This is a genomic window from Sphingobium yanoikuyae (genome assembly GCF_034424525.1).
In the GTDB taxonomy this organism is placed as follows: domain Bacteria; phylum Pseudomonadota; class Alphaproteobacteria; order Sphingomonadales; family Sphingomonadaceae; genus Sphingobium; species Sphingobium yanoikuyae.
The window spans coordinates 26,350-39,291 of the sequence record NZ_CP139979.1 but is presented as its reverse complement, the minus strand read 5'-3'; the positions used below and the strand labels follow the sequence as shown (position 1 = coordinate 39,291).

General features: G+C 63.5%; 14 protein-coding genes. 4 read left to right on the top strand and 10 right to left on the bottom strand.

Going from position 1 to position 12,942, the window contains the following annotated elements:
* Window positions 1-75: 75 nt before the first annotated feature.
* Window positions 76-1,305, top strand: a complete 1,230-nt coding sequence (locus tag U0025_RS00195; protein WP_004210381.1) for a class I SAM-dependent methyltransferase — start codon at window positions 76-78, stop codon at window positions 1,303-1,305.
* A gap of 159 nt (window positions 1,306-1,464) precedes the next feature.
* Here U0025_RS00195 and U0025_RS00190 read toward each other — a convergent pair whose 3' ends face one another.
* The 8 genes from U0025_RS00190 to U0025_RS00155 all read right to left on the bottom strand — a co-directional run bounded on the left by U0025_RS00190 (window position 1,465) and on the right by U0025_RS00155 (window position 9,258).
* Window positions 1,465-2,157: an ABC transporter ATP-binding protein gene (locus tag U0025_RS00190; RefSeq protein ID WP_004210380.1), complete on the bottom strand. Its 693-nt coding sequence runs from the start codon at window positions 2,155-2,157 to the stop codon at window positions 1,465-1,467.
* A 78-nt stretch (window positions 2,158-2,235) separates the two neighbouring features.
* Entirely contained in the window at window positions 2,236-3,510 is a 1,275-nt protein-coding gene (locus tag U0025_RS00185) for a capsule biosynthesis protein (protein WP_004210379.1), read from the bottom strand.
* Window positions 3,503-5,146, bottom strand: coding sequence for a capsular polysaccharide export protein, LipB/KpsS family (locus U0025_RS00180; RefSeq protein ID WP_004210378.1), 1,644 nt, complete (start codon window positions 5,144-5,146; stop codon window positions 3,503-3,505). The genes U0025_RS00185 and U0025_RS00180 overlap by 8 nt, the downstream gene beginning before the upstream one ends.
* A 120-nt stretch (window positions 5,147-5,266) precedes the next feature.
* Window positions 5,267-6,562 carry a glycosyltransferase family 4 protein gene (locus U0025_RS00175; RefSeq protein ID WP_037490946.1) on the bottom strand — a complete coding sequence of 432 codons (1,296 nt, stop codon included), beginning with the start codon at window positions 6,560-6,562 and terminating at the stop codon, window positions 5,267-5,269.
* A 1-nt stretch (window position 6,563) separates the two neighbouring features.
* Complete coding sequence (locus U0025_RS00170; protein ID WP_004210376.1) at window positions 6,564-7,004, bottom strand: HIT family protein; 441 nt, start codon at window positions 7,002-7,004, stop codon at window positions 6,564-6,566.
* Between the two features lie 9 nt (window positions 7,005-7,013).
* Complete coding sequence (locus U0025_RS00165) at window positions 7,014-7,649, bottom strand: CoA transferase subunit B (protein WP_004210374.1); 636 nt, start codon at window positions 7,647-7,649, stop codon at window positions 7,014-7,016.
* Window positions 7,650-7,651: 2 nt separating this feature from the next.
* Window positions 7,652-8,548: an HAD family acid phosphatase gene (locus tag U0025_RS00160; RefSeq protein WP_004210365.1), complete on the bottom strand. Its 897-nt coding sequence runs from the start codon at window positions 8,546-8,548 to the stop codon at window positions 7,652-7,654.
* Complete coding sequence (locus U0025_RS00155) at window positions 8,548-9,258, bottom strand: CoA transferase subunit A (protein ID WP_004210363.1); 711 nt, start codon at window positions 9,256-9,258, stop codon at window positions 8,548-8,550. The genes U0025_RS00160 and U0025_RS00155 overlap by 1 nt, the downstream gene beginning before the upstream one ends.
* Window positions 9,259-9,346: 88 nt before the next feature.
* On the opposite strand from U0025_RS00155, the gene U0025_RS00150 reads away from it, so the two are divergent.
* Window positions 9,347-10,237: a LysR family transcriptional regulator gene (locus U0025_RS00150; protein ID WP_004210362.1), complete on the top strand. Its 891-nt coding sequence runs from the start codon at window positions 9,347-9,349 to the stop codon at window positions 10,235-10,237.
* 42 nt (window positions 10,238-10,279) lie between these two features.
* Here U0025_RS00150 and U0025_RS00145 read toward each other — a convergent pair whose 3' ends face one another.
* On the bottom strand, window positions 10,280-10,465 hold the full coding sequence (locus U0025_RS00145; RefSeq protein ID WP_004210360.1) for a hypothetical protein: 186 nt from the start codon (window positions 10,463-10,465) through the stop codon (window positions 10,280-10,282).
* Window positions 10,466-10,795: 330 nt separating this feature from the next.
* Window positions 10,796-11,797 carry a sulfur carrier protein ThiS gene (gene thiS, locus U0025_RS00140; protein WP_004210358.1) on the bottom strand — a complete coding sequence of 334 codons (1,002 nt, stop codon included), beginning with the start codon at window positions 11,795-11,797 and terminating at the stop codon, window positions 10,796-10,798.
* A gap of 131 nt (window positions 11,798-11,928) precedes the next feature.
* Here thiS and aroQ point away from each other — a divergent pair, with 131 nt between their 5' ends.
* A complete protein-coding gene (aroQ, locus tag U0025_RS00135) occupies window positions 11,929-12,369 on the top strand; it encodes a type II 3-dehydroquinate dehydratase (RefSeq protein WP_004210356.1) in 441 nt (146 codons plus the stop codon).
* An 83-nt stretch (window positions 12,370-12,452) separates the two neighbouring features.
* The gene (gene accB / locus U0025_RS00130) at window positions 12,453-12,941 is read left to right on the top strand and encodes an acetyl-CoA carboxylase biotin carboxyl carrier protein (RefSeq protein WP_004210355.1); all 489 of its coding nucleotides are present in this window, start codon (window positions 12,453-12,455) and stop codon (window positions 12,939-12,941) included.
* The last annotated feature ends 1 nt before the right edge of the window (window position 12,942 follow it).

Genomic DNA, 12,942 nt, shown 5'->3' with positions numbered 1-12,942 from the left:
AAGATCAAATATTCTGACATGCTGGTCCGGGCATGAGTCCGATGGGTGCTGACAATATAATCTTTGGAGATGTTCATGAGTATCCTCGGTCCTGACGACCTCCCCAATTTCGTCAGCACAATCGATTCCCTTGGTGGTCCCGGTGATCCGCGCGTGGACGAATATTGGCGTGGTGTCGTCTACCAGCCAAAGGTTCGGGTCGATACGCGCTTGGACCCGTTCTCCCGCGAATATTACGATGCCCAGATCGCGCTCTACAAGGAAATGTCCGGTCGAGAGCTGGACCAGAGCATCAACGAGCACACCATCTTCGACAAGGCGAGCCATGTGCGCGCCCGCAACCCCTATAATCACGGCGATCCGGGGATGCTGGCCACGCAGATCGTACAGTTGGCCACGGCCATGCGCCTCGCCCGACCAAAGCGTGGTGCCCGACTGGTTGACATGGGTTGCGGCTGGGGCCTCTCATCCGAACTGGGCGCTTATCTCGGCCTCGATGTCGAAGCGGTCGATATCAACCGCGATTTCGTCTCGCTGGTCCATGATCGCTCGCTGCGCTACGGTTATGACATCAATGCTGTCCATGCCTCGTTCGACAGCTACCAGCCGTCGGCCCCGGTCGACATGTTCCTGTTCTACGAGTGCCTTCACCATGCGGTGGAACCCTGGACGCTGATCGAGCGCCTCGCATCCATGCTCAACCCCGGCGGCAAGGTCGTGGCCTGCGGCGAACCCATCAACACCCATTGGTGGCCGCACTGGGGGCTCCGCCTCGATCCGATGTCGGTCTACTGCATTCACAAGCATGGCTGGTTCGAAAGCGGCTGGTCGCAGGACTTCCTGGTGAAATGCTTCGAGCGCGCCCATTTCAACGTCGAAATCACGGACTTCCCCGATCCCATCGGCCAGTTTGTCGTTGCCTCGAAGGACGAAGCACTGGGCGCGAAATGGCTCAGCCGGCATGCCGTGATCGAGGGCGGAGAACTGGACGGCGATTATATCGTGGCCAATGCCTCGACCTCACTGATCTTCAACGAGCCAGTCGGCAGCGGTGGCGCCGCACTTCTGATCCAGAACTTCCGTCCCAAGGACATTCAGGCCAAGCTGCGGCTCGGCGGCGGCAAGGCGCAGGATCTCACCATCCCGCCCGGCGAGACCCGACTCCCCATCGAACGTGTCGAGGCAGGCACTGCACTGCATTTCGAATCCGAAACCTGGCGCCCCTCCGACGAGATTGGCAATCTCGACTACCGGAACCTGGCTTTCCATATCAGCGGTCTGATCCCGGAGCATAGCCCGGCCTGAACGTCGATCACCCCTCGTCGAGATATTTGACGAGGGGAAGGCGGCCAAATTGCCCCTTCGCGGTGGCAATCAGGAAATCGAGCAGATTTGGAAAGACTGCCAAAGGAAAGGGCGGCAACCGCGTGGTTGCCGCCCTTTCCTTTGCCGCTCGCGCTCAGCCTAGCGCCGCTTCTCGGCAACCGCCCGATCATTGCGTGACGATCGCTGGTAATACATATGCACGTCGATCGCTTCGTCGATCGTATCGTAGAAGGTCAGCGCCCCGTTGAAGAGCACCGCACCGGTCTCGCAATAGGCACGCAGGGTTTCGGGAACATGGCTGGTCATGATGATCGCCGATTCACTCCGCCGTTCTTCAAGCGCCCTTTCCGACTTCACCCGGAAGCGTTCATCGCCCGCAGCCGTGATTTCGTCGATCAGATAACATTCGAACCGGATCGCCAGCGAAATCGCGAAGGCCAGGCGCGCGACCATGCCGGCCGAATAGGTGCTCGTCGGCTGCCGGAAATAGGGGCCGATTTCCGCAAATTCCTCGACGAAGTCCTGAAGTTCCTTCACATCCTTACCGTAGATGCGGGCGATGAAGCGCACATTGTCGGCCCCGCTCAGGCTGGACTGGAACGCGCTAGTATAGCCCAGCGGCCAACTCGTCGCCATCTTGCGGATCACGCGCCCGGACGTGGGGGATTCCGCGCCGGCAATCAACCGCATCAAGGTCGACTTGCCCGCGCCATTGGCACCACAAATGCCCAGGCTGACACGCTTGGGGATCGTGAAGTTCAGATCATACAGGACCAGGTTATGAAAGCCCCGCCCTTCATAGATCTTTCTCACATTCTCGAACTTGATCATCGGCTATTTCCAGAACCTTCAAACTGCTGCGTCGCGTGGCGACATCCTATCAACCGGAGCGACAACCGGCACCGCCGATCAGGCCGCATCCCCGCGCACGGCCTTCAAAATGGGCTGACGACGCACCGCATGCTTGCGGCCTTCCCGCTCCGGCCGCAAGAGCCGATCGGCGGCGTTCGTCACCAGCATTTCCAGCCCCTCCCGCGACAGCAAGCCACCGCGGATCAGGCATTTGTCCGCAAGCACCCGCTTGAACGCGGAATAGAGCGCCATGTCCGGCGGCGCAGGCGCGGCCCAGAAACTGTCTAGCCCTCCGGTATGCACCATGCCGGCAACCTTGTAGACCGCATGACCAAGTACCACGACCGATCGGGAACTGTTGAGCGCCAAGGTCCCGACCGTGCTGTTGACCGTGACTACACCAAGCGACCGTTCGACGACCTCGGCAATGTCCCAGTCCGCCAGATAGATGACCCTGTCCTTCACCCCATATTGAACCGCCAGACGACGGGTCAGCCGATGCCATGGCACCACCCCCGGATCGAGAGGATGGCGCTTCACAACCAGCGAGACATGATCCGGCGCGTGTCGCGCGAAGCTCTTGATGACGAAGCGCAGGGCCGCCCGCATATTGCCGAAAGGCGAATGAACCCGAATCTGATAGTCGGAATTCAACTGCAGCGGCAGGGTGAAATAGGGCTGATCCTTCACCCTCTCCCAGGCGGCCTCCGATCGTTGCGCGTCGCCACGTCGCATGACCAGCTTGCGGCACCAGGCCACCGATTCCATCAGGAAGCTATGCGGCCTGTGGGTCCGGTAAAAGGGGAAATAGGGGCGCATATAGGCAGAGGCGAGCCCATTGCGCATCGTGTTGCGCGCCCGCGCCCGAAAGGTCGAGGGCACTTGCGGCAACGTTGCATCATAATCGGGCAAGCTGCGCGCCTGATCCAGATACCATTGAGGGTCCAGCGGCAGGGTTGAATTACCGTTCACCCCGTCATCCTGCAATGTCAGGAAATCCGGTCGGATATAGCCTTCTTCGACGACATGGACACGCAGGTTGCGCAGCCGCGCCATGCCATGTGCCGATGCGTGATAGGGACGGCAATCGCCGTATAATATAAGGTCAGTGACCCCCTGATTGACGATGAAATCATCGAAGAAGAGCGGCCAGTTCCGGAACGTCCCACGATAGTCCGTGGCTTCGCCCGGCCAGTCCACCTTGTCGCCGCCATTTATGTTGATCCGTAATGCAGCATGACCGCGATCTCGCAGCGCGTTGGCCAACATCCAGAAATACGGACCGTGGGGCCCCTGCAAGAACAGGAATGTCTTTGACGATGGTTCAGCCATGAAGGAACTCAGCAGACAAAGTCATAAATCTTCGTAGCTTCCCCTGTAGCGCCCGCAACCGGATGAGCCAGGTCATCGGTGGCGTCGATCCACTTGCCAGACGGTCCACCATCAATTCTGGACCACAGGGCAAGCGCGTCAACGGATCAAGATAGCGAGGATAGAGAATGAGGGCGCCCGCCACAAGCTGATCCACGTCGAGCTGGCGACCTCTTCTGGGCGACGCCTTGGCCAGATCGCGAGTCAGGCCCCAGCCGGCATAAAAGGGCATGCCATGAACGGTTACGGGGCGCCCCCGCATCAATGCTTCGAAGCCGGTCAGCGAAGAGAGGACATGCACCTCGTCCACCCGCTGCACCAGTTCCATAAGGGGCGCACCACTGTCGATCGCGTCGGCATGTTGCAGCACGACGGCATCACTCAAATGCCCCTTTCTATGCCCCGCCTGAACATCGGGATGGGGGCGATAGACGATCCAGGCGTCCGGCTCGGCCGTTCGGACGCGAGCGAGGAAATCCAGATTGCCGCCCACACCCGCGCCACCCAGCTGGACAGACATATCGTCATCGACCTGCCCGACGGCCAGGACCGTGCGCCGGCCGGCCGGCAGGTCAATCATCTGTCCGGCGCGCTGCCCATATTTCGTGACGCCTGCCGCACATATGCGATGACGCAGCCGCCGGGCCCGATCGACCAGCGCAGGCGCGAACCCATGCGTGGCAAGCAGCGTTTCCAGATCACTGGGGCTGCGGGCATTATAATAGATGCCGCTATGATCGATCACCACCGATCCAGGCGGATGCAGCCCCGCCCCCAACCCGCGGGAACGCAAAAAGCCGTCCTCGACACGAGCGATCGCAACATCTTTGTCGGTCGCATCCCTGACCATGTCGGACGGCACACGCGACGGCCAGATGGCCAGCGCCGCCCCCTTTTTGCGCGCCCGCGCCAATCCGCGCGCCGGCGACATGAAGGGAGGACTGTCCAACCCATTCCAGAGAAAATGCCGCATCGCCTCTCGCTTCCAGAAGGCCATGCCGCTCGCCGCCACGATCGTCCGATTACCATCGATATGGCGGCGCCAATCGGCAAGCTGGGCGACGGCATGTGCGGCATCGACCGGCTGACCGCTGAAACAGTCGCGATATTCGGCCGCAGCCAGACGCGCCCGTGCCGCAGCGCGCAACATTTCACGCGAATGCCGCTCGCCATCCAGGCCGAAAGCCGGCACGTCGAGCAGGCCGGCAACGATCACCAGATCATCATCAGGTGCAGCATGAACGGCGCGCACCTGCGCCACCAGGGCCCAGGGATCGCAATCATGGGGCAGAAGCGTCCCGACGCCCGCGAACACAGTGCCTTGGCCTTGCCGTCCCAAAGGCAGAATGCCGATCTGGCCGGCGAGAAGCCCGGCGCAGGCCTCCGGCGCGATCTTAACGCCTTCCCGCGCAACGATATGCAGGCCGGACGGCCTATGTCCCCAGAAATCTCCGCCGACCCTCTCGTCCGCGATGCTGTCGAGCAGCGCTTCGGATATCGTCGAGATTGTGCCGCCAGCAACGGCACGGCTGATGGCCGCTACATTCGAATCAACGCCTGGAAACGGCGGCGAGCGCAGGAACGGCGGACCGCTCACAGAGCGCCCGGCTCCATCGGGCATACCGGGCTCACACCCATGTTCCACCAACCCCCGGTCACATATCCCCCTGATCCGGCTGCCTTATCTGACCATCCATGATCGCCGACCGATTCCCGGTCAAGGAACAGAAGTTGTCACATCTTCCAATAGTTCCGCCACTATGTCGAAATAGTCACGCCAGGTCGGCGCATGCCATCCGCCGATCCGCGCCAGTTGCGCTGCCCGCTGCGGCGAATCCGCTGCGGCATAGGCATGGATCATCCGCATCCAGCCCATGCCATCGAGTGGATCGATATAATCGGGCGCGTCCCCGCCGACTTCGCGATGCGCCGAAATGTCGCTGCAGATCACCGGGACGCCGGCACACAGCGCCTCGACCACCGGCATGCCGAAGCCTTCGGCGAAGGATGGCATCAGCATCGCCCGCGCGCCCGCGACCAGATCCTGCATCTGGTTGTCGGGCAGTTCGCCGGCCTCGATCACATGGCCGCGCAGCGCCTCGCCCCGCTCCAGCATGTCGATGACATTCTCATTTTCCCAGCCGCGCCGGCCGATCAATACCAGCATCGGCGCCGCATCACCCAGCTCGTCCACCATCCGCCGCCAGATATTGAGCAGCAGCAGATGGTTCTTCCGCGGCTCGATAGTCGACAGATAGACGAAATAGGGCCGCTGCGGGATCGCCGTGCCGGAACCGCCAAACACATCGGGCGGATCGGCGCCGAAATGGGCGACGCATGTCTGGCGATCGGCCAGGCCGTTCGACAGATGCGGTTCCAGCGCGTCCAGCGTCGCCTGGCTGTTGCCGATAATGCCGGTTGCATAAAGGTCGATGCTGCGCAGCCGGCGACGATGCTCGTCCGCGCCCTGCGGCCGGGCGAACTCGGGATGGCTGAGCGGAATGACGTCATGCACCAGCGTGACGAACTTCGCGCCCTCCGCCCGCAAAATCGCCCCTACCTGCGCCGCATCGTCCAGATGATGGGGCGACGCCTGCAGATAGATGCGCGGCCCCTTGGCCTTGGGCACCGGGCGCGGGCGCGTCGCGAACATGTGGCGGATCACCGCCGCCCGCTCCTTGCGCTCGTCGGGCGAATCCACATTACGCCATTTCGCCGCGGTGAAGGCCAGGAACTGGCGCACGGCAGCGTGATTCAAGCGCCCATAATAGCCGCCCGCCGGATGAACGGCGGCAAAGGCCAACCGATCGGGCATCCGCTCCAGCAATTCGCGGGCATAGACATATTCGACCCGGTCGATGCCGGTCGGCGTCGGGTGGAAAGCACGCGAGAGCAGCCGCGAGATGTCGAGGATCACCTCGGCCCCGCCCCGATCGCCGGTCAGATAGCTGTTCGCCGCCTTGGACCGCAGCGCCAGCCGCGCGCCCGGCGCCTTGAAGGGTTTGAGTGCCACGTCAGAACTGCGCGCGAATCTCTTCGGCCAGCGCCGCCAGCGCATCCTTGTCCGCCTGCGCACCGGCGCCATGGGCGGTGAAACCCTTGGGGTCGCCCTCCCAGCGCGGCAGGATATGGACGTGCAGGTGGAAGATCGTCTGGCCCGCCGGCGCGCCGTTGAACTGGGCGATCTGGATGCCGTCGGGGTTCAGCGCCTTGCGGATGGCGGTGGCGACCTTCTTGGTGGTCGCCATCACCTCACCCAGCGCCTCATCCTCCATCTCCAGCAGGTTGCGCGCCTTGGACCATTTGGAAATGACCAGCGCATGGCCCCGCGTCTGCGGCATGATATCGAGGAAGGCGAATGTCTTCTCGTCCTCGTACAGCTTGGTCGACGGGATCTTGCCCTGCAGGATCAGGGCAAAGATATTGGCTTCGTCATAGGTGCCGTCGAGGCTCATGAAACGCCCTTAGCTGATATAATGGGCGGTCGTCTTAGCAGCGACTTCCTCGGCGGTCACGCCCGGTGCCAGTTCAACCAGCTTGAACGGGCTGTCATGGTCGGGACGCTGGAACACGCACAGGTCCGTGACGATCATGTCGACCACATTCTTGCCGGTCAGCGGCAGGGTGCAGGCCGGGATGAACTTGGGATCGCCATTCTTGGACGTATGCTCCATCACCACGATGATCTTCTTGACGCCCGCGACCAGGTCCATCGCGCCGCCCATGCCCTTGATCATCTTGCCGGGGATCATCCAGTTGGCGATGTCGCCATTCTCGGCCACTTCCATCGCGCCAAGGACGGTGAGGTCGATATGCCCGCCGCGGATCATCGCGAAACTGTCGGACGAACTGAAATAGGCCGACTGCGGCAGCTCGCTGATCGTCTGCTTGCCGGCATTGATCAGGTCCGCATCCTCATCCCCCTCATAGGGGAAGGGGCCGATGCCCAGCATGCCATTTTCCGACTGCAGCGTCACTTCCACGCCATCGGGAATATGGTTCGCCACCAGCGTCGGGATGCCGATGCCCAGATTCACATAGAAGCCGTCCTCCAGCTCCTTCGCCGCACGCGCGGCCATCTCGTCACGGGTCCAGGCCATTATCACTTCTCCCCTTGGGCGGGCGGCGCCCACCTCTTGTCGGCAGGAAAAACATCGTCGAAGCCGCCCTTGAGGCCGCTGCCATAAACGGGGTTGGGCAGGACGAACCAGCCCGCGCCCCAGAGTTTCGCGATTCCCGGGCCTTCGGTCGCGGCACGCCGCACCGGCACCGACTGCCCCACATTGAACAGGTCGGTGAAATCGCCGAGCTGGTCACCGCCCAGCGCGATCACGCAATAGCTGCGCGAAATCGTCCAGCGCCGGCCATCCTTGCGCGATCCCATCGCATCGTCGCCGGCCAGATACAGCGTCGTGCCATGCACCGCCTCGCCCAGCCCCGCCGCCTTGATCGCGCGCGCCGTCGCATCGGCATTGGCGGCCGAGCGGTTGGTGTTGAAGATCACGGTCACGCCCATCGCCCGCAGCGCGTTGAGGCCGCTGTCCGCACCCGGCACCGGGCCGACCGCGCCTTCGCCGGTCTTTTCCCACGCGTCCCAGTCGGCGGCATCATAGCCCTTCCCGGTCTTCGCATCATGATATTCGAAGCCGGTGTTCAGCATCACCGTCTCGTCGACGTCGAACACGGCGGCGAACGGCCGGTTGCCACACGGCACATATTTGGGCGCATCCAGGCTCGCGCCGTCGGCCAGCACGACAGAATCGGCAGGCCGCGCCTTCACGACGGCGGCAGTATGTGCCACCAGCGCGGTCCAGGCCTGGCGCGACAGCGCCGCCGCCTCGCCCGATCCATAAAGATATTGCATGCCCGTCGGCGGCACCGCCGGCCCGGTCGGCGTCACCGGCGCCGGACCCGTCGCACTTGTCGTCGCGGAGGTGGTCGCACAGGCCGCCAGCGGCGCCAGCAACAGCGCCGGCGCAAGCCGCATCATCGTCGCCATCAGGCCGCGTCCCTCTGGCGCACGGTGCGGAACTCGATCTTCTTGTCATAGGGCGCGCCGACGATCATCCGCTTGACGTAGATGCCCGGCAGATGGATCGCATCGGGGTCGAGGCTGCCCACGGGCACCACTTCCTCCACCTCGGCGATACAGATCTTCGCCGCCGTCGCCATCGGCGCGTTGAAATTGCGCGCGGTCTTGCGGAAGATCAGGTTGCCGCTCTCGTCGGCCTTCCAGCCCTTGATGATCGCGACATCGGCAAAGATGCCGCGCTCCAATATATAGTCCTGGCCGTCGAAACTCTTCACTTCCTTGCCCTCGGCCACCGCGGTGCCGACGCCGGTCTTGGTATAGAAGCCGGGAATGCCCGCCCCGCCCGCGCGGCAGCGCTCGGCCAGCGTCCCCTGGGGGCAGAATTCCACCTCCAGCTCGCCCGCCAGATATTGCCGCTCGAACTCCTTATTCTCGCCGACATAGGAGGAGATCATCTTCCTGACCTGGCGCGTGCGCAGCAGCTTGCCCAGCCCCTCGCCGTCGATGCCGGCATTGTTGCTGGCGATGGTCAGGTCCTTGACCCCCGAATCGCGGATCGCATCGATCAGCCGCTCGGGAATGCCGCACAGGCCAAAGCCGCCCGCGCACAGATGCATGCCGTCGAACAGCAGCCCCTCCAGCGCGGCGGCGGCATCGGGGTAGAGCTTCTTGGCCATCGGCATCCATCCTTTTGAAATTTCGGCGCAGACTAGGCAGGCAAACCGATCAATACCAATGATTTGTTTTTTCAGTTAAACCCAAACAATGTCTATCAATCGCATCGCCTTCTACCATCTTGAAACCCTGCTCTGGATCGCGCGGCTGGGCACTTTCGCGGCGGCGGCGGCGCGCCTCAACACGACCCAGCCGGCCATTTCCGCGCGGGTGCGCGAACTGGAAAGCCATCTGGGCACCGCGCTCTTCCGGCGCGAGGGGCGGACGATGGCACTTACCCCCGCCGGGCGCGAACTGGTGCGCGAGAGCGAACCGCTCTGGACGCGCTTTCAGGGCGTGCTGATGGGCTGCAGCGACATATCCGGCGCGACCGGCATCGTCCGCATCGGCGCAGGCGAGATTGCCGCCGCCAGCTGCCTGCCCGGCTTCGTCGCCCAGCTTGGCCGCGACCTGCCCCATGTCAGCCTGGAGGTCGACATCGCGCTCACCGCCGACCTCATCCAGCAGCTCGCCTCGGGCCATGCCGACCTCGCCTTCGCCGCCGGCCGCATCGCCCATCCGATGCTGCGCACCGCGCCGATCGGCAACGTCGACCTGCTCTGGCTCGCCAGCCCCGCGGCCGTCGCGACCATGGCGGCCACCCGCCCGCCAATCTGGTCGCTCACCAACCTGTCGCCGCTCTATCGCATCATGAAGGACGCGATCGCCGCGTCGGACCTGGCCGACTGCCCGCTCAACCTGTGCAACAATGTCCGCACCATGATCGACATCGTGCTGGAAGGCGGCGGCATCGGCATCTTCCCCCGGCCGATGGCCCGCCAGCAACTGGCCGAAGGCCGACTGGTCCCGGTGCCCGGCGCCCCGCTCATGCCCCCGGTCGATTTCCACGTCGCCGTCCGCGCCGCCGAAGCCGACCCGCTGGTGCTTGCGATCTTCGACCGGGCCAGCCGGCTGGAGTTGCGGAGCGAGGATGGGATTTAGATGCGGCCGACTTTAAGGAATAGCCGGTCAGCAGGCCGTCCGCTATTTCTTCACGAAGCGGACGATACCATCCCACATGAATGCAAGATTGAGTATCGCGAAACTCAGCAGCACGATGCTCCAATTGCCGGCCAGCCCGCCGTCAAATCGTTGAAGCCCAAGGCCGACAAGCATGCTTAAATAGCACAGCAGGAGCAACCATCGCACAGTCTTGCTGATCCCCGCCATCGATGCCTCCTTCATATGTAGAGCTCATAAAATCAAAGCGGGCATCGCTACAAGGCGCGCCTTCCATCAGCCTGTCCTACACGCCCTCATTCTGATTTACTTTGGGGATGGGATATCCGCACCCAAGCAACCGGCCATGCGCCGCCCAGGCGTCGCTTCACTGTCGCCCCAGTGTCGCGTCGGACGCGCGTCATCGTGACCCGATTGTCGCACGACTGTCGCTTCGCTGTCGCGTCGCGGGCGCGTTCCTGGCGCATTGCCCCGGAATCACCCCCACGACACTGTGAACTTCGACTGTCGCGTCAAATCTCGCGCCGCGACGCCCTGGAATCAGATCAGGCCGGCGAGCGGGCTCGACGGGTCGGCATACATGCGCTTACCCATGCGGCCGGCGCGATAGGCCATGCGGCCGGCCTCGACGCCCGCCTTCATCGCTGCGGCCATCAGCACCGGGTCCTTCGCCTCGGCAATGGCGGTGTTCATCAGCACGCCGGTGCAGCCCAGTTCCATCGCCTGCGCCGCTTCCGACGCGGTACCCACGCCCGCATCGACCAGCACCGGCAGCTTGGTGCCTTCCACGATCAGGCGGATCGTCACCTTGTTCTGGATGCCCAGGCCCGACCCGATCGGCGCGCCCAGCGGCATGATCGCGACCGCGCCGGCATCCTCCAGCCGCTTGGCCGCGATCGGATCGTCGACGCAATAGACCATCGGCTTGAAGCCTTCCTTGGCCAGCACCTCGGTCGCGCGCAGTGTTTCGACCATATCCGGGTAGAGCGTCCGCGCTTCGCCCAGCACTTCCAGCTTCACCAGTTCCCAGCCGCCCGCCTCGCGCGCCAGGCGCAGGGTGCGGATCGCCTCCTCACCGGTGAAGCAGCCGGCGGTGTTGGGCAGGTAGGTGACCTTTTTCGGGTCGATATAGTCGGTCAGCATCGGCGCGTTGGGATCGGACACATTGACGCGACGCACCGCCACGGTGACGATCTCCGCCCCCGACGCGACCAGCGCGGCGGCATTCTGCTCGAAATTCTTGTATTTGCCGGTGCCCACGATCAGGCGCGAGCGGAAGGTTTTGCCCGCCACCGTCCAGCTATCGTCATCCACCGGGGACACATCGCCGCCACCCACAAAATGGACGATCTCCAGCTCGTCGCCGTCTTCGACCTTCACATCGGCCAGGGTCGAGCGCGGCACCACTTCCAGATTGCGCTCCACCGCCACCTTCTCCGGCGCGAAGCCCAGCTCGCTCGCCAGCTCGGCCAGGGTCAGGCCGTCGCGGATGCGGCGATGCTCGCCATTGATATGGATGGAGATGGTGCCGTCGATGCTCACTACATTATCCCGTTCGTGGCTGGAAACGTGTCTCGACTTGGCGCGACACGAAGGGCTAAAGATCAGCGCGCATATAGGGGCGGCGACGCCGCGCCCGCAACAGACAAGTCTCGACCGACTGGGGGATCGCCATGGCGGACACACGCAAAATCTATGTTCTCAACGGCCCGAACCTCAACATGCTCGGCACCCGCGAACCGGAAATCTACGGCTATGACACGCTGGACGACATTGCCGAGCGGATGGAGGATGCCGCCCACCGCGCCCATGTCGAAATCGACTTCCGCCAGTCCAATCATGAAGGCCATCTGGTCGACTGGGTGCAGGAGGCGCATCGCGAGGGCGCCCACGCCATCATCATGAATCCCGGCGCCTATACCCACACGTCGATCGCGCTGCATGATGCGATCAAGAGCATCACCGTGCCGGTGATAGAGATCCACCTGTCTAACCCGCACACGCGCGAGGCCTTCCGCCACAAATCCTATGTCGGCATGGCCGCCAAGGGCACGATCGCGGGCTTTGGCGCCATGTCCTACATGCTGGCGCTCGAAGCAGCTCTGGAACTGTAGAACGCACAAAAGTTGCGCTTTGGCGCAAATGAGCATAGGCGCTGGCCGCCAGAACGCATTTTGAAAGACGACAAGGGTCAAGCATGAACGACAAGCATGACAAGGGCGCGATGCAGGTGGACGTCACCCTGGTGCGCGAACTGGCAGCTTTGCTGGACGACACCAACCTGACCGAGATCGAGGTCGAGGACGGCGATCGCAAGATTCGCGTGGCGCGCAAGATCGGTGGCGGCGCCCCCATCTTCGCAGCGCCCGCTGCCGTAGCGGCACCCGTCGCTGCCCCTGCTGCGGCACCGGCCGCTGCTCCCGCCGCGGCGGCCGAGCCTGCCCTGCCCGCCGGCAATGTGGTGAAGTCGCCGATCGTCGGCACCGCCTATCTCTCGGCCGAGCCGGGCGCCGCGCCCTTCGCGCGCGTCGGTGCACAGGTAAAGGCCGGCGAAACCGTGCTGATCGTCGAGGCCATGAAGGTGATGAACGCGATTACCGCGCCCGTCGCCGGCACCGTCAAGGCCGTGCTGGTCGATAACGGCCAGCCGGTCGAATATGACCAGCCGCTGATCGTCATCGAATAAG